This is a genomic window from Amycolatopsis sp. H20-H5, from assembly GCF_035828755.1.
GTDB lineage: Bacteria > Actinomycetota > Actinomycetes > Mycobacteriales > Pseudonocardiaceae > Amycolatopsis.
Window position 1 is genome coordinate 1 of the sequence record NZ_JAYMZS010000158.1, and the last position, 16,479, is coordinate 16,479.

General features: G+C 66.7%; 17 protein-coding genes and 1 pseudogene. 7 read left to right on the forward strand and 11 right to left on the reverse strand.

Going from position 1 to position 16,479, the window contains the following annotated elements:
• A partial coding sequence (locus QMK34_RS42925) for a SulP family inorganic anion transporter (RefSeq protein ID WP_326420582.1) occupies positions 1-1,448 on the forward strand: 1,448 nt, incomplete at its 5' end.
• A gap of 660 nt (positions 1,449-2,108) precedes the next feature.
• Positions 2,109-2,813, forward strand: coding sequence for a CBS domain-containing protein (locus tag QMK34_RS42930; RefSeq protein ID WP_326420583.1), 705 nt, complete (start codon positions 2,109-2,111; stop codon positions 2,811-2,813).
• 136 nt (positions 2,814-2,949) lie between these two features.
• On the opposite strand, the gene QMK34_RS42935 is transcribed toward QMK34_RS42930, so the two are convergent.
• Complete coding sequence (locus tag QMK34_RS42935) at positions 2,950-3,576, reverse strand: mechanosensitive ion channel domain-containing protein (protein ID WP_326420584.1); 627 nt, start codon at positions 3,574-3,576, stop codon at positions 2,950-2,952.
• Positions 3,577-4,743: 1,167 nt separating this feature from the next.
• Here QMK34_RS42935 and QMK34_RS42940 point away from each other — a divergent pair.
• The 3 genes from QMK34_RS42940 to QMK34_RS42950 all read left to right on the forward strand — a co-directional run bounded on the left by QMK34_RS42940 (position 4,744) and on the right by QMK34_RS42950 (position 6,949).
• The gene (locus QMK34_RS42940; protein ID WP_326420585.1) at positions 4,744-5,175 is read left to right on the forward strand and encodes a hypothetical protein; all 432 of its coding nucleotides are present in this window, start codon (positions 4,744-4,746) and stop codon (positions 5,173-5,175) included.
• Between the two features lie 125 nt (positions 5,176-5,300).
• Positions 5,301-6,158 carry a class I SAM-dependent methyltransferase gene (locus tag QMK34_RS42945; protein ID WP_326420586.1) on the forward strand — a complete coding sequence of 286 codons (858 nt, stop codon included), beginning with the start codon at positions 5,301-5,303 and terminating at the stop codon, positions 6,156-6,158.
• A 68-nt stretch (positions 6,159-6,226) separates the two neighbouring features.
• On the forward strand, positions 6,227-6,949 hold the full coding sequence (locus QMK34_RS42950; protein WP_326420587.1) for a hypothetical protein: 723 nt from the start codon (positions 6,227-6,229) through the stop codon (positions 6,947-6,949).
• A gap of 120 nt (positions 6,950-7,069) precedes the next feature.
• Here QMK34_RS42950 and QMK34_RS42955 read toward each other — a convergent pair whose 3' ends face one another.
• From QMK34_RS42955 to QMK34_RS42960, 3 genes are all read right to left on the reverse strand, one after another.
• Positions 7,070-8,683 carry an ice-binding family protein gene (locus QMK34_RS42955; RefSeq protein ID WP_326420588.1) on the reverse strand — a complete coding sequence of 538 codons (1,614 nt, stop codon included), beginning with the start codon at positions 8,681-8,683 and terminating at the stop codon, positions 7,070-7,072.
• Between the two features lie 130 nt (positions 8,684-8,813).
• The gene (locus tag QMK34_RS48160) at positions 8,814-9,443 is read right to left on the reverse strand and encodes a transposase (RefSeq protein WP_442785342.1); all 630 of its coding nucleotides are present in this window, start codon (positions 9,441-9,443) and stop codon (positions 8,814-8,816) included.
• Positions 9,444-10,426: 983 nt separating this feature from the next.
• Positions 10,427-11,089, reverse strand: coding sequence for a pyridoxamine 5'-phosphate oxidase family protein (locus QMK34_RS42960; RefSeq protein WP_326420589.1), 663 nt, complete (start codon positions 11,087-11,089; stop codon positions 10,427-10,429).
• A gap of 104 nt (positions 11,090-11,193) precedes the next feature.
• Between QMK34_RS42960 and QMK34_RS42965 the strand changes: the two genes are divergently transcribed.
• On the forward strand, positions 11,194-12,351 hold the full coding sequence (locus QMK34_RS42965; RefSeq protein ID WP_326420590.1) for a globin domain-containing protein: 1,158 nt from the start codon (positions 11,194-11,196) through the stop codon (positions 12,349-12,351).
• A 227-nt stretch (positions 12,352-12,578) separates the two neighbouring features.
• Here QMK34_RS42965 and QMK34_RS42970 read toward each other — a convergent pair whose 3' ends face one another.
• The 4 genes and pseudogenes from QMK34_RS42970 to QMK34_RS42985 all read right to left on the reverse strand — a co-directional run.
• The gene (locus QMK34_RS42970) at positions 12,579-13,730 is read right to left on the reverse strand and encodes an AI-2E family transporter (RefSeq protein WP_326420591.1); all 1,152 of its coding nucleotides are present in this window, start codon (positions 13,728-13,730) and stop codon (positions 12,579-12,581) included.
• Between the two features lie 119 nt (positions 13,731-13,849).
• A complete protein-coding gene (locus QMK34_RS42975) occupies positions 13,850-14,026 on the reverse strand; it encodes a CsbD family protein (RefSeq protein ID WP_326420592.1) in 177 nt (58 codons plus the stop codon).
• A 55-nt stretch (positions 14,027-14,081) separates the two neighbouring features.
• Positions 14,082-14,237, reverse strand: coding sequence for a hypothetical protein (locus tag QMK34_RS42980; protein WP_326420593.1), 156 nt, complete (start codon positions 14,235-14,237; stop codon positions 14,082-14,084).
• 758 nt (positions 14,238-14,995) lie between these two features.
• A pseudogene (locus QMK34_RS42985) lies at positions 14,996-15,179 on the reverse strand (Hsp20/alpha crystallin family protein); the annotation flags it as partial.
• A 30-nt stretch (positions 15,180-15,209) separates the two neighbouring features.
• Between QMK34_RS42985 and QMK34_RS42990 the strand changes: the two are divergent.
• Positions 15,210-15,659 (forward strand): HSP18 transcriptional regulator, encoded by a 450-nt coding sequence (locus QMK34_RS42990; RefSeq protein WP_326420597.1) that lies wholly within the window; start codon positions 15,210-15,212, stop codon positions 15,657-15,659.
• On the opposite strand, the gene QMK34_RS42995 is transcribed toward QMK34_RS42990, so the two are convergent.
• The 3 genes from QMK34_RS42995 to QMK34_RS43005 form a co-directional block, all read right to left on the reverse strand.
• On the reverse strand, positions 15,574-15,759 hold the full coding sequence (locus QMK34_RS42995) for a hypothetical protein (RefSeq protein WP_326420594.1): 186 nt from the start codon (positions 15,757-15,759) through the stop codon (positions 15,574-15,576). The genes QMK34_RS42990 and QMK34_RS42995 overlap by 86 nt on opposite strands.
• Positions 15,760-15,954: 195 nt before the next feature.
• Positions 15,955-16,299: an RNA polymerase sigma factor gene (locus QMK34_RS43000; protein WP_326420595.1), complete on the reverse strand. Its 345-nt coding sequence runs from the start codon at positions 16,297-16,299 to the stop codon at positions 15,955-15,957.
• Positions 16,296-16,479: hypothetical protein (locus QMK34_RS43005; RefSeq protein WP_326420596.1), on the reverse strand; the 184-nt coding region annotated here is incomplete at its 5' end. The genes QMK34_RS43000 and QMK34_RS43005, both read right to left, overlap by 4 nt.

Sequence of the window (16,479 nt, forward strand, 5' to 3'; positions counted from 1 at the left end):
TGCAGGTGTCAGGTCCCACCGGGGCGATGACCGTGGTGCTCGTGCCGCTGGTCGCCCGCCACGGCACTTCGGTCGTGTACCCGATCGCCGTGCTCGCGGGCGTGGTCGTGCTGGCAGCCGGTCTGTTACGTCTGGGAAGGCTGTTGACCTACATCCCTTGGCCCCTGGTAGAAGGCTTCTCCCTGGGCATCGCGATCGTCATCGCCGCCCAGCAGGTCCCCAGCGCGCTCGGCGTCGCGAAACCCGACGTCGAGAACGCCGCGGCCGCCGCCGCGGTGACCGTGGCCCGGTTCGCCCAGCACCCTCAGTGGGCTGTCCTGGGACTGCTGGCGCTGTCGGTCGTCTTGGCCGTGGCGCTGCCCAAACTGCACCGATCGCTCCCGGCGAGCCTGATCGCGGTCGTCGTGGTCACCGGGGTGGCTTCGCTCACCGGAGCCGAAGTCACCGTCATCGGAAACCTTCCGTCAAGCCTGCCTGCCCCGTCGTTGCCGGATTTCGCCGGACTTCCCGGTCTCATCGCCCCTGCCTTGGTCGTGGCCTTCCTCGCCGCACTCGAGAGCCTGCTGTCCGCCCGCGTCGCGGACGGCATGAGCGACGCACCCCGCCACAACCCCGACCGCGAACTGTTCGGCCAGGGCCTGGCCAACATCGCGTCGGGACTGTGCGGCGGCCTCCCGGCCACCGGCGCGATCGCCCGCACAGCGGTCAACGCCCGATCCGGAGCCCAGACCAGGGTCGCCGCGCTGACCCACGCACTCCTGCTCGCGGTGATCATCTACGCCGCGTCCGGGCTGGTGGGCAAGATCCCGCTGGTCGCGTTGGCCGGGGTCCTGCTGGTCGTCGCTTACCGCATGGTCGAGCGTCACACCATCCGGGCCGTCCTCCGCTCCACTCGCGCCGACGCGGTCGTGTTCGTGGTGACCGCCGTCTGCACGGTCGCGTTCGACCTCATCACGGCCGTCGAAGCAGGGCTGGCCGTCGCGGTGCTCCTGGTCGTGGCGCGGATGGCGAAGACCGCTCGAGCGGTGCCGGAGTCGTTGAGCCCCGACGACATCACCAGCGCCACCGAGCACGCGCTGCTCACCAAACACGTGCTCGTCTACCGTTTCGACGGACCGCTGTTCTTCGCGGTCGCGGCGAGGTTCCTCGCCCAGATCACCGCCACCGCCGACGTCCGGGTGGTGATCCTCCGGCTCAGCGCCGTCGCCCTGCTCGACACGACCGGCGCCCGCGCACTCGGCGAACTCGCGGACGAACTCGCCGAAAAGGGCGTGACCGTCCTGCTCAAAGGCGCCACCCCCGAGCACACCCGCCTTCTGGCCACCGTCGGCACCCTGGCCCCGATTCTCGCCCGTGGCCACGTGTTCGCCACGTTGCCCGAGGCGGTCACGCACGCCGCCGAGCACGTCACGCGGTGGGTGAAAGACCGCCCGCCGGCCGTCTCGTAGTGGTGCCCGGCTATCGCCCGCCCGCACGTCACCCGCGCACGCAGCGCTGTTCTTCGACGTCCCATCTGCCCCCGCCGTCCACGCAGTTCGCATACTCCACCTGGCCGTCGACCCAAGCCTCGTGTCCCGCGCAGACCTGGTATTTCGACTCGTCCCCATCGCGGCATTCGTAGCCCGCAGTGGGAGGCTGCCTGACCGCGCTCTTCCGAACACTGCATTTCTTCTCACCGGGGAGGCAGGGGGTGTCGCCTCGGTCGATCCAGGAAGGCCACACACCGCAGGCCTTCACATAGTCTCCGGGGTCACCTGCCTTTTTCGCGTTCCAGTAGGCGTCACCGGGGCCGGTCCGGTGCTCGCGCAGCCGCCTGCGAGGAGTCCCAAGGTGAGAACTGCCCATGTCATCGTGTTCTTCATGCGTACGGCTTTCCCGTGAAGAGTGTTGCGGCTCCGCGAGTGCGAGTCGTACGCCGAGTGCGAAAGGTTACAGTCCGGCCCGATCTCGCCAGTCCCGAGCCAGTTCGTGAGCGGACCTCACCACCGCTTCGATCCGCCGGGGTAAGGGGGTGACAGAGGTCCCGGTGTCCGGGGACCAAGGACCGCAGAGTTCGCCGCCCGCGGCGCCTAGCGTCGGCAGTCTCCGATCGAGAAAGGCAGGGCCCGATGCGAGTACGCGACCTCATGAGCGTCCCGGTGATCACGGTGACTACGGGAACACCGGTGAAACAGGCAGCGAGCATGCTGGCGGACAAGGGATTCACCGCGTTGCCGGTCGTCGACGACGATGATCGCCTGATCGGCATAGTCACCGAAGCCGATCTCCTGCACGATCGATTTCCCCGCGATGCCCGGTATCACAACGCTTCCGACCCGGACAACAGCGAGGACGCGACCCGGAACCCGGCGGTGTCGGTCGGCGAGGTGATGACCACACCGGTCACGGCGATGGGCGCGGGCACCGATGTGGTCGAGTTGGTGATCGCGATGCTGGACAGCCGTGTGCGCAGTATGCCGATCGTTGACGGCTCCCGCGTCGTCGGCATTATCACGCGGCGTGACCTGGTACGGGTCATCGCCCGCGACGACCGCACCATCGCCGCGGACGTGCGTCACCGGTTGGCGGAGTACGGGGAATCGGGTCGCTGGACCGTTGACGTGGCCGGGGGCGTGGTCGAGATCGGTGACGAGTTCGACAACGAGACCGACCGGCATGTCGCGACCATCCTGGCCGAATCGGTGCCCGGCGTGACCCAGGTGCATGCGACCTGCCTGCATCCAGCCGACCGAGACGACGGTGTTCCGGCTGCAGAGCACGCTGACCAAATACAAACTGGAGAACGATTCGGACTACCACTTGGTCATCGATGACGGCAATGGCCAAACGATGATCATCGAGGCGCCCGATCCGGCTTGTGTCGGCTCGTCGAGCCCGTTGCTCACGAGCATCCAGAAAGTCAGGGCTGAGGTTGACGCCAAGGCTCCGGTGGTCGTGACGCATGTCGGGTCACTGCCGTGAGGCGTCTGCCATCTCCGTCTGAGGTGGGCCGTTGTCGGGTTCCGGTGTAGTCGCAGGCTGTGCGGCGAGTGGCGCGTCGCCTTCCGCGGTGGTGGGTGGCAGCCCTACGGTGACACCGGCGGCGAGGACACCGGCGTTGGGCAGCAACAGGGTTCCGTTGTCGACGGTCAGTGTCACGTAGGTCATCCCGAGGTGAATGACGCGGCCGGTGAATGGGCCGTTCAATGCCCCGGACCGGACTTCGATGGTGTCGCCAATCCGGAAGGGGCGGACCACCAGGATAACCAGCCCGGCGAACACGTTGCCGAGCGTTTGCTGTGCCGCGATACCGATGACCACTCCCGTCAGCGCACCGCCGAGGACGAGCTGTTGCAAGGGTACGGCGATGAGGCTCAGCCCGGTCAGGGCCACCACGCTGTAGCCAACCGCGGTGATCATTATGCGGAGGGTAGAGCCGGCCGCGCCGAATCGGCGGTGCGTGAACCTGCGTTCGACATGCGCGGCAAGAACGCGTGTGGCGGTGAGGCCTCCCGCGACGAACAGCAGCGTGCCCCCGAAGGTCAAAGCCTTGCTCCAGATGCCCGCGTGTTCTTCGAGAAGTGCCGTGCCCGGCATCCCGACGAGTACCAGACCCGTTAACGCGACTACCAAGGCGATTATCAGCCGGAGGGACAGCAGCCGCTTCCGCGGCGCCAGAACATGGGGGCCTTCTGTTCGCAGGGCTGACTCTTCCGGCTCCGCAGACCCTGATGCGGTCTCACCAGTGGCGGTCATGCCGATGGCCCGTGGCACAGTGGACCCGTTGTCATGGTGTCAAGGTAGAAGTCGCGTGCTGAGTGGACGCTGAGTGTCCGCTGTGAACGTGCTTAGAGTGTCTGATCCCGGCAGTAGCACATGGACTGCGATACCAGGCCGCATCGCAGTCGTGCAAAGGCTTGGCTGCGGCCGGTTCGGATTCCTCAGCCGATGGCAGGCGGGGACGCTGGGACGGAAGGGATGGCACAGTGGATATGCCGTGCTCAAGGTGGCGCAGGGAATCCCGCTTCTGTTGACGGTGCCGCTCTGCGGGCCGGTGTCGGCTTGCGGCGGCGCAGGAGTGGGACTGGCGGCGGTCGGCGTGGTGTCGGCACCGGGTACGGCGACGGCCCCGTGCGGAGTCGCCACTTGCTGGGGTAGCGCGAACGCTGTCTTGAGCGTGATGCGAAGGCGGCCGGTCGGTAGCTGGGGGTCGGCCCTTCCCGCCGCGTGGTTCTTCGGCTCGCCGTACTGGTCGTTCGGTGTGGTCGGCTGGCAGTTGATGCTCCTGCTGCTCGACCGGAGCAGGACCGGAGCAGGTTCGGGGGAGCGCTGCCGCTGCTGGCGGGCATCGCCGGCCGCACGTTAGAACGCGTCTGAGAACTGTCGCAGCAGCCGCCGCTCGAAGCCTCGAGCGCCTGTCCTTCGAAGCCGCCTACCCTCCACAAAGGACGAAAAGTCTACCCATTCGCCCGTTTCATACCGCCACGACCGTTTCACGCGTGCCCCTGAAGGCCACCATGACAGCGTTAAACGCCGTGAAGGCTCCCATCAGGGCACACGGCAAACCTGGGGTCGCGACTGAAGGGGACTCTCCCTCGATTCAACCTTGCAAAGGCCCTTTCACCAGAACAGACCGCGTGAAAGTCCCCGTCAGTTACGCGGCTCTAGGCGCCAAACTGGACGACATGACATCAGTTTCCGGCCGCACGTTAGACACCCGCGAGGAGGAGGTCCGTTGCCGCTGCGACGCCGTTGACGAAGGACGTGCGTCGTGCGCTGGCCGAGACGGTGATGTGCGCGCTGGCGGTCGCGCGATCCGGCGCCAGGGTGACGGTGCTGCGCGCCGCGGGTACAGTCCGCGTGGCCGCGGTCGGCGACTCGGACGATCCCGAGCCGTCGGTCGCGACGGCCGGAACGGTCGACCCGGACTGCGCGGTAGTGGCGGGGCCCTTACGCACGGAGGCGAGATGGGAGCCCGGAGACGGCGGAACGGAACCTGCGAAGAGACTGAGCGCGGTGGTGATCGACGACCACCCCGCCGTCCGGGCTGGGATCGTGCCTTGGCTGAGCACCGCGAGCCCGCCGATCAACGTCCGTGCCGCCAGCGGCGAGGTCGAGTCCGGGTGGGCGGGACGGGGGAGCTCTGTCGCTGTCGTGGTTCTCGAGCTCCAGCTCGTCGGCACAACCCGGCGCTGAACGAGTTCCGTCGCTGGCCGAGGCAGGCGCCACATCGTCGTCTATTCTCTGTGCGATAGCGACATCGCGCTGCAGTGTGCCATCAGTGCCCTTGTTTCAACCAGCAATCCGACGAGAGAGACGTGATGCTCGACAAAGTCCGCCATTGGGCGCCAGTGGAACACCTACGGCGGGCACTGCGTGAGAAAGCGATGCGCGCCGTCGAAGAAGTGGTGCAACGCTATCACCGCGAGCAGACCGACAACGTCACGCAATTGCGCGAGGCCGTCAGTGAACTGCGCGCGGCCCTGCACGGGGAGGCCGCACGAATCATCGACACCACCATTCAGTCCGAGATACGCCATCGCCACGACCTGGTGTTCGCCGCCGACACCGAGGCCGCGCGGCAGAGCGCCGAGCTGCTGCGCGACGTGATGTCCACATGCGTCCGGTTCGACCACCCCCACGCCACCCTGCGGCACGCGCTCGACCTCGCTCCGGCCGGCGGAATGGCATTGGAGTTCGGCGTGTTCAGCGGTAGCACCTTGCGGATCATCGCCGATGCGCGTGGCGGCCGCGACGTGTATGGCTTCGATTCATTCGACGGACTGCCCGAAGCGTGGCGAACGGATTTCCCGGCAGGCGCGTTCCGCTCGGACGAGCTGCCGGAGGTGCCGGGTGCCGAGCTGGTCGTCGGCTGGTTCGACAAATCCCTGCCGGGCTTCCTGGCCCTGCACCAGGGTCCGGTGGACCTGTTGCACGTCGACTGCGATCTGTACTCCTCCGCCCGTACCGTGCTGGACCTGGCCGGGCCGAGACTGCGCGCCGACAGCATCGTGGTGTTCGACGAGTACTTCAACTACCCCGGCTGGCACCATCACGAGTATCGGGCGTGGCAGGAGTACACGCAGCGCACAGGTACCGAGTTCAGCTACGAGAGCTACACCTACAACAACGAACAGGTCGTCGTTAGGGTGACCAAGGTCCGAGAGCAGGCTCATTGACCGGTCAGGTCCGGGGTTGAGTACGCCTGGTCAGCGTCATCTCTGTGGTACGGCTTCGCCCTGTGCCAGTGGAGTTTCTGACCGATGAGCAAGCCGAGAGCTACGGGACGTTCGGGCAGGACCCGACACGACCGGAACTCGAGCGGTTCTTCTTCCTCGACGACGAGGACCGCCGCCTGATCGGAATAGCCAAGTTCAACGGGATCGAACCTGTCCCTTCCGATCACTTCCGCAAAAGATGTCAGTGGTTCATCACGAACGGGTGCCTTTGCGTTTTCAGGACGTCATCGGTGGTCCACTGGATGATGAAGCTGGTTCACTTACACCGGCTTTCTCCCTCGACTCGACTGTTTTCCGGTCGTGTGGTGGAGTCACCTTTACATGAGGAGTTCCTAGTGAAAGTACGCCGCGCCGCACTCGCCTCCCTCGCTGCCTGCGCACTCATGGTGTCCACCATGGCACCGATGAGCGCCGCCGCGACCACCCAGGGCCGGGCATCGACGAACACCCCGCCGGCCGGCTGCGCCAACGCCATCGCCGCGGCCGTGAGCGCGGCCAACGCAGCGACCGCGGCCGCTGCCAACGTCGTCGACGCGGCGACTGCGGCCGCCGCCGCGAAGGCGTTCGCCGAGGGGGTCCTCACCGGCACACCGGCCGCCGTCAGCGCCGCTGCCGCCAACCTGGGCGCCTTCACCGCCGGGGCCGCGACCACCGCGGCCGCTAGCGCGGCCGCCCACGCCACCGCTGCCAACGCGACCATCGGCGTCATCGTCGCCTGCGCGAAGGCATAGTGCACCCGGTCGGCGGGCCGGGTCCGGACTCCCGCTCGGCTGCCACCGGTCAGGCCCTTCAGTGAGGTGGCCGGGCACTTCAGGAACGGTCATCAGCGGCGGAAGCCGCCGGTGACCGCGTCACCGTTGCGGGCAGTTGCGGATGTCGCTTTCAGACGAGGCCACGACCACGTTGACGGCAGAGAGGCCCAGTGCACTGACCCTGAGGTGCACCGCGTTGACCGTGAGCCCCTGATCCGGGGCGGTGAAGGGGATCTGCTCGTTGAGGACAAGCGACACCACACCAACCTCGACCGCGGTGTTCGGCGCGATCTGAGTGGGCTTGGCGATGACCACGGTGGTGCCGACCTGCAAGAAGGCGATCGTGGTGGTGCCCGCGGATCCCGCGCAGTTCGTGGTCGAGGAGGACTGCACAGCACGCAGGCTGGTCACCGGGATTGCGGTGACGGCGACCGTAGCGTCGGCGACCGACGCGGCGGCTGTCGACATCGCAGGGGTGGCCTGAGTGGTGACGTTGGCGCACAGGGCGTGGGCGCTGATCGCTCCGCTGAGTGTCGCGACGCACGGGGTGGACGTCGTCGAGGACAACGGCGTCGAGACGAACCCGGTGTCGGGAACGGGAAGCACCGTAATGAGGGGACCGCCGAGCAACACCGTGGTCGCGCTGAGCCCATATGCCCTGCCGGTGAGGACTTGTGCGGTCACCACCACTTGTTCGCTGCCACAGAGTGAGGTGACCGCGCGGTTGGCTGAGTCACCACTGTAGGTCGCCATCCAGTTGTAGGTGCCGACAGCTCCGGCCGGGACAGGGCCCGAGGTCGCGGTGCGCCCGGTGAGCGCACTGGTCCTGGTGGCGATCGGCGCGGCGCAGGTCAGGTCGCCGGGGCCGAAGAGGGTGAAGGTCACGGTCCCCGTGGGCGAGGCGCCGCCGGTCAGCCGCGCGGTGTCCGAAAGAGCGCCGCCGACCGGGACCGAGCCGGAGGGCGTGGTGGTGATTGTGGGTCCGGCCTGGTTGCCTGCACCGGCGCAGGTACTGACCTTGTTGGAGTCCATGGTGACGGCTCCGGTATGCGCGTAAAGGCTGCCGGTGCTGTCCGCATTGCCGGCGACAGTGATCGATGTTCCGGCGAGGATATTGCCGACGAAACTGGTCCCGGTGCCGATAGTAGCGCTGGCGCCGATCTGCCAGGTGATGTTGTCGTGATTGCACGGGGTCGCACCGCCGGTCAGCACCACTGCCGCGTTGCTACCGGTAGTCAGCGAGCTGGCGACTTGGATCACCCAGGCGGCGTTGGGGTTTCCCTGTGCGTCGAGGGTCAAGGTTCCAGTCAGCTGAGCAGAGGAGTTGAAGCAGTAGACCCCGGGGGGCAGGGTCAGTCCGCCGAGGTCTTGCCCGGTGAGGTTAGTGTCGCAGGGTTCACCGGCGGCGTAGGTGATGGCCGTACCGACGTCGGCCTGGGCTTGGGCGGCCACGGCGTCGGTGGTGTGGACGGTGCCGACCACCGAACCGGGCGGAAAGCCCACCACGGCTGTCCCCGGGCTGACTCCCAAATCACCAGTGACCACGGTCGGACCGGTGTTGGTGACCGTCGAAGCGCCCAGCACCGCGAAGTTCGAGGCGGAGCCGAAAGGCGGGCTCGTCGCCGCCTGCGCGGCAGCCGGGACCACGACGGCCACCCCCACAGCCAAGGCGATTGCCGCGAGCGCGGACCCAGTTCTGTGTAATGCTCTCATGAGGCCAGCTTTCTTGAATCGAGGAGGATTCCACGAGATCCGGCCTCACCGCTAAAAACCACGATTCCTGGTCTGCGGCCGTGATCTTGCGAGTGTCAGGCCACCGGGGTCTGGGGTAACAATAGGCACCCTACCCGCCGCACATGATCCTTCCGGGAAAACGGGAAACACAACACGGATGCGAGCACATTGCGGATCGCCCCGGGTTTGTTGGAGGCCGATCGTTCTGGGAAGGATGAACGGCGTGGCAGCAGTGAGCAGGTGCCCGGTTGAGTTGAAGGAACGTGCCGTGGCGATGGTGCGTGAGCTGGAGAAGGAGTCTGGGCCGGGGCGTGGCGCGATCGCTCGGGTCGCGTCCCAGTTGGGGTAAGTCCGGAGACGTTGCGGCACTGGTTCCGGCTGGCGCAAGACGGTCACCGGTCGGTTGGTCCGTCGTTGGCCGAGTCGGTGAACGCGCGGGACGCGGAGTTGGAGAAGAAGAATAGGGAGCTTCGGCGGGCAAATGAGAGATCCTGAAGTTCCGGCTCACCTGTTGTTCGGTGGGTGGGTTTTTATGATCGTCCGGGGAGTGGTGGGCAGAGTCCGCCCCTGGTAAGCATTGCCATGGCGATGAGTGCTGGGGGCGGAATCCGTAGGCGCGTCGGAATAGGACACGCAGGTGGGTGTAGGTGGCTTCGACGCGTGCGTTGGACAGGCCGTGGTCGAAGGTGTTGCGGATCAGCGGCAGGTAGCGCCGGATTGTCTTGGCCAGCGCTTGAATCTTTGAGCAGGTATGCGCGGTAGAGGCGGTGGTTGGTCTTGGCGATCACCGCCAGGGTGGTGCGTTGCTCACCGGTGAGATCCGGCGAGTTTTCAGTACCGCCCAACGGGTACCGTTGAGGTCGTGAGCAGCCTCCGTGTGTCCCTTACCACGCAGAGGGTTTTTGCACATACCGCGGCGTACCTTGTCGACAGCGACAGCGGCGCTCAGGACGAAACGGTGACGCGGGGCAGGGGCCGGGGCAAGGGAAACGTCAGTGTGGAAGCGCGATGGGTGGTGTGAACCTCCGACAGTCGCGAAAGTGGGCCGTGCCGTCGGTCTCGGGTGTCGCTCGGGGTAGCTGTTTCTTCGTCGGTTGGTGGCGTACGCCGGTTCGCGAACTGTTCGGGCAAATTCGACGATGTGGTCCTGGAAAAGAACGGAAATACCCCTTGTGGTCCCTGTCGGGATATGATCGAGATAGTGCAGCATTCCCTCATGAGGGAAGTGGAAGGGGTTATGCTCATGTCGGCGGCGTAGGTCATCATGGTTCAGCGCGGTGTGTCGTTGCGGCCGAGGTCTGCGATGCGATGACATCGGCGGCGGCGGCGTGCTGACCTGGTCATCACTGCGGCGGATACCAGCGGGAGCGACTGGGTCAGGGCCGTATTGGGCGTCACGACCTCGATCGCGCCGCGTTCCGGCAAGCAACGTTCCGGGCTGTTGGGGAGCGGTCCTTCGTCGCGGCAGGACGCTGTCGCCGAGGTCACCTGTCGGTAGATTCCTTGGTGTGGATACCGGTGACGTGCCAATTCTGCCTCGGGGTCATCGCAACCTGACCCGGGACGAGGTGCCCGCGGCGCAGCGTGCTCGGCTGCTCCGGGGGATCGTGGCGCTGGTGGCCGAGCAGGGGTACGCCGGTGCGACGGAAGGGGCGGCACTCAAGCGGGCACGTCCAGCTGCTCGGGCAGAACGTCGGGGTGCCCGGTGCCGGCTTGAGGCCGCTAGCGTTGCGCTGGGGGGACAGTGGTGGCGTCGACGGGTTGCGTGGTGTCCTCGGCTGCGCGGACTCCGAAGTAGTTCCCACCTTTGCGTTTCACATCGTCGGTGCCCCAGTCGCGGGTCATCGGTACGGGCTGCATTCGCGGGATGTGCTTGCGGCAGTGGATGTAGGCCTCGTCGAGCTGGACTAGCACCCACCGCTCTGGTGTGCGCCCCCGCCCAGTGTCGAAGGACACCTCAGGGTAGTGCGCGCGGAGGTCCGCGTCCGGCCTGACGCGAGCACGGCCGTTGATGTGCAGGCCGATCACATCGCGCACGAAGTCGACCAGCAGGATGCCGACGTTCGGGTTCTCGCTGATGTTGCCCAGACTCGCGAATACCCCGTTGCCGCGGTACTCCGGGTACGCGATCTCCTGCCTGCTCAGGACCTGGATGAACCCCGGCGGCCCCGTGCGCAGTGAACAGTCCGCCGCACCCGCTCTGTCGGACGTCGCGATGAACGCCATCTCCATCCGGCCCACGAATTCGATCATCGAGTCGTTGAGATGATCGAGCATCTGCTCCTCGTAGAACCGCTGCGCACGGTCCTCGGTGCCGTACCCGACCTGCAGCAGCTGCTCGCCCAACGACCCGAAGCCGTGCGTGTCCCGTCCAGCCCGCTCCATAGCTCGTCACCCTGGCACATCACTCGTCCGGGCTACAAGTTGACCTGACGTCAGTTACAGTCGGTTGCGAAGTTGGGGAGGTTGGCGAGAGACGGGACGGAACCATGACCATCGGGGCGCACCACCAAGAACCCGCCGAGACAGAGCTAGCGCGGCTGCTCAGAGCCAGTTTCGCGGTCGTAGCGCCACATCAGGAGAAGCTGGCAGGCTACTTCTACGGCGCTTTGTTCACTGTGGCACCGGACACGCGGGACCTCTTTCCCGCCAACATGGCCACCCAGCGTAGCCGGTTGCTCGGCGCTCTGTTGCAGATCGTGCGCAGCGTCGACGACACGGCGAAGCTCGAACAGTTCCTGCGTCACCTCGGCCGTGACCACCGCAAATTCGATGTGCTGGCGCGCCACTACGACGCGGTGGGCGTCGCGCTGCTGGCCGCGCTCAAGCAGTTTCTGCGAGACGACTGGACGCGTGAGGTCGAGCAGGCCTGGACCACGGCCTACGGCCTCGTCGCCTCCACGATGCAAGCGGGCGCGGGATCGGACCGGGGCCCGAACTGGTGGAAGGCGCTCGTGCTGGACCACCGCAAGCTCGCCTCCGACATCGCTGTGGTGCGCGTGCAGCCGGAAGAACCGGTGCCCTACCGGGCAGGCGACCACGTCAGCGTCGAAATCCCGCAGCGACCCCGCCTGTGGCGCCACCTGTCGCCCGCGAACGCGCCACGCGAAGACGGCGCCCTGGACTTCCACATCCGGGCGGTCACCGGTGGCTGGGTCAGCGGCGCGATCGTCAACCACACCCAACCGGGCGACACCTGGCGCATCGGCCCCGCGATCGGCAGGCTCCACCTCGAGGCACCCACCGCACAGGCCACCGAGCGGAAACTCCTTCTCATCGCCGGCGGCACCGGGTTCGCGCCACTGTGCGCGATACTCGACGACCTCGCGCGACGCCAGAACCCGCCCAAGGTGAACCTGTTCCTCGGCGGCCGCACAGCCCAAGACCTCTACGGCTTGACCGGCCTGCGCCGGTTGGCACTGGCGAACCCCTGGCTGACGCTGACTCCCGTCACCGAAAACGGCAGCGTGCCAGACGGAGTGCGCGGCACACTGGCCGATGCGCTCGGACCCACCGGCAGCTGGACCGACCACCACGTGCTCGTCGCGGGCTCACCCGCCATGCTCGACGCCACCGTCGCCCGCCTGCGCGAGCATGGCGTCCCAGCCGACCACATTTCCTACGACGACTGGCCCTCAACGTCATAACCGCCACGCACCCAGCCACACTTGCGGACACGATCGAACCGAACACCAAGACTCGCCCCCGATAACGAGCGTGGACCGTTCCCGGCTTGGCGGACACGAGGTAGGTGCCGCCCGTGTTACAGCACCCAGTCAAGACATTCCACTCTGAACTAGGATACGGAAATATTAGTCAGATCGTGGCATAGTCGGTGTCTGCGAAACCGGGAACACTCCGAGGAGTGGCGGTTCTACGGTTCTTCGTTCGGTTGCGCGGATTGGTCCTTGAGGACGTCCACGTCGTCGGGGTTGGGGTTTTCCTCGTGCAGCAGTGACTTGATGCCGGCGTTGAGCACGGCGAGCAGGGGCACGGCGAGAAGTGCGCCAGGGATGCCCGCGGCGACGAGACCGGCCCCGATCGCGAGTACGACGGCGAGCGGATGCAGCCGCACCGCGCGGCCCAGCACCCACGGTTGCAGGATGTGGCTTTCCAGTTGCATCACCAGAATGACGATGCCGAGCACGATGAGGGCGCCGAAGACGCCGTTGGTGACGAGCGCGATCAACACTGCCACCCCGCCCGCGATGACCGCACCGATGACGGGGATGAAGGCGCCGATGAACACCAGTGTGGCCAAGGGCACGACCAGCGGTACGCCCATGATCGCGAGTCCGATGCCGATGCCGACCGCGTCGACGATCGCGACCAGCGCGGTGGCTCGGACATAGCTGACCAGTGAGGCGAAGCCCCGCCGACCCGCGACGTCGACACGGGTCCGTACCAGCGAAGGAACTCCGCGCACGAGGAATGACCAGATGGTGTCGCCGCCGGAGAGGAAGAAGATCAGGGTGAACAGGGTGAGGGCGAACCCGGTGAGGATCTCGCCGACAGTGCCGGCAGTGGTGAGCGCGCCGGCAGTGATAGACGAAGGGTCTCCTTGCAAGTAGCCGATTCCCTGTTTGATGAGGCCTTGGATCTGTTCCTGCTTGAGATGGATCGGGCCGTTGAGCAGCCAGTCCTGGATGTGGTTCAAGCTCTCGCCGAGTTGTTTGCGCAGCGCGGGCAGTCCGTTAGTGAACTGCACGACCACGAAGGTGAGCAGACCGCCGAGGAGTGCCAGACCGGCGATGAGCACGATCGCGGTCGCAAGTCCGCGGGGTACGCGCAGGTGGACCAGTTTCGCCACGGCCGGTGCCATCAGCGCGGCCAGGAGCAGCGCGATCGACAACGGTATGACCACCACCGACAAGTAGCCGATCAACCACGCGATCACGAAGAGTGCCGCGGCGACCGTGAGGAACCGCCAGGCCAGCGCCGCACCGATGCGCAGCCCGCGGGGGACGACCGTGGTCACCTCACCACCGCCGGAACGAAACGGGTTGCTAGTAGGTGTCGATGCCATGTGAACGCTCCCTGCGGCGCTGCGGGATCCGTCGGATACACGAGCTGCCGAACGTGAACGGTGGCCGGAGCCCGCATGCTCCAGCCACCGTCAGTCGGGCATAAGAAAAGAGACGATATTTAGTCTGTTACGCCTTTGACGGCGTCCTTGACCTTCTCGCCCGCCTGCTTGAGGGCACCCTTGGCCTGCTCAGCCTTACCTTCAGCCTGCCACTGCTCGTTTCCGGTGGCGTCACCTACTGCTTCCTTGGCCTTGCCCTTGAGTTCTTCGGCCTTGTTCTGGATCTTGTCACTCATGTCGTGAACCTTTCTTTGGTGACCCGTTCATTCACACCGGTTTGCCGGGATGAAATCAGAACCAGTGGGCTCGGCCACCGACCTTGCGGCCACTGCGTCCGACGAGCGCGAGGACGGCGCCGATCACTACGAGGGCGATGCCGATCGTCCACAGAATGGAGATCTTCGCGAGGAAGCCGACGATCAGCAAGATGACTCCGAGCACGATCACGGGGACGCTCTCTCTTTCTCGATGCGGGCCTACCGCGCAACGCTGTTGCGGTGGAACCCATCGCGGGTGGGGACTGGCATCGCGGGACTACCCCGGTTCGATCAAAACCAAACTTCCGGCCCGCGTTTTTCGGTGCGCGGTGAGTGAGGTCTAGGCCTGCTCGATGTGGCTCACTTTTCACGGCAAGACGGTGCTCGGCGAGTGCCTCCACGGCTCGCGGTCGGCGTGCGCGGACTCCGAGACATGCGTGAGAGCCTAGGTATGGCACACGCGCCTTAGCGCTGTTCCCAGTGCTGGCGCGAAGCCGCTGAAGACCGTTGGGGAATTCGGTGGCCGCGGGCACGGCGGGCGACATTCCTTTCGAGATATGGGGGATAGGGAAAGCGGGTCTGCTCGGGGAGGGGAGCCGGGGCACGACTCCCCTCCACCAGGGCGGACGTGCGGACCGCGCTCGCTGCCCGGAGTTCACTGTTCGGGCTTGAGCGCGGCGGGCGAGTTCGTGAGTTAGTTGGTTCTGTGGACAGGCATCACCCTTCTTCCTGTGGTTGTCGCTGGCCAGCGGGTGGGAGGCGGGGACCTTCCCATGCACACCGCCGAGCCACGAGGAGCACACCCCGCGACATCCGAGGGCGAACCGGTGTCCCGGCGTGGCGCGGTTCGTGGATACGAGACTGCGGGCATGGGCCGGGTGCGGCAGCGGAGTTCATCAACGCCTCGAATTCCGCCTGGATCGTCTCCTCGTCCAGCGCGGCGGGCGGTCAGGCTCGGATTTCGTTGCGGTCCCGGCCGATGGCGGAGATCTCGATGCGGCACGATTCGGCGTTCTCCCGCGATCGGGATACGCACGGTCAGGACACTCGCGTCGTAGTCGGCGTTGACGTGCTCAGTGTCGAGGGTGTCGCCGAGGAACAGCTGGCGGGAGAACACGCCCAGTGGACGTTCAAGAGGTCGTCGAAAGGATGACAAAATGGATTGGACCCGCTCAGCGCCGTCCGGTGCGTGCAGGCTTCGGTGCTCGCCGCCCGCGACGGGACCTGCGACGAGGGCGGGTTGCTGGCCGCGTTGAGCGCGCTGCGCTCGCTGCGCGAAGAACGGTCCGGCTGGGAGCCGGAGCTGATCACCGCCGCCCGCGCCGCGGGCGTCAGCTGGACAGCGCTCGTGCCCGCGCTCGGCGTGGCCAGCAGACAAGCCGCCGAACGCCGCTACCTGCGCCTGCAACCGTCCCGCACCGGCGAGACCACCGGCGAAGCCCGCCTCGACGCCCCAACGGGCCCGCCGCGCCGGAGACCGCGCCATAGCCGACTGGCCCCGGGAACACGTCGCGGCACTGCGGGCGCTAGCCGGACAGGTCAGCGTCCTGGAGGACCTCGGCACCGCGGCGCAGAAATGCCTCACCCAGCTCAGCGAAGCTCTCGGCTATGACGACCCCGCCACGCTCCTGCGCCCGCTCGCCGCGGCTCAGGCGCACCTCGGTGACCAGCACAGCCACCTCGCCCACCAGGTCGGCGCCATCACCGAGCACGCCGACCAGGTCCGCCGCGACGCCACCTACCGCCGCAACCCCCCGAAATGACGCAGCACAGCGCGACGCCCGGGTAGGACCCGTCACCGCCGCCGATGACACGGAGGTCTCACCAATATGAAGATCAGAGGTCGCGCGCACTGAAGGCCGTCCACCTATGTCGTCAAATGACCGTTTCCCGACGCTGGAATGGGGCTAGCGGGGGTTCGTTTCACGGCACACCTGCGCCGTCACCATCGTGATCCATGCCCGGAACCCGGCCGCAGTCCGGCCACAGCGTTCGAGGTCGTGCCACGCACGCACAAACGCCTCCACCACGACCTCGTCCGCCGCGGTGCCCGCCGGGAGAGTTCGGCGCGCGAGTTGGTACACCGGTCGCAGATGACGCAGCACCAGGCTCTCAAACGCCGCCACATCGCCGGCCCGGGCCCGTGCCACCAACACGGTGTCCACCCACGGCGTGTGGTCGACCCTCGACGCCTCCCAGCGGTCGGCGTGCGGCGGCAGCGCAGGCTGGTGCCACGATGATGACCCGATCACTGCCCGGTGCCCTCCTCGCCGCCGGGAACTCGGGTTCCCGGCCCGGCGGATGCCTCATCAGCATGGAACAGGTCCTGCGGCCCGCGCGAGCCGCGCCAGTGCAGCTCACCCGGTGGAGTGACCGGTCTGGGTGTCAGGTGCCCAGGCGTGCGTAGAGGCGTCCGGCGAGGGTGGCGGCCA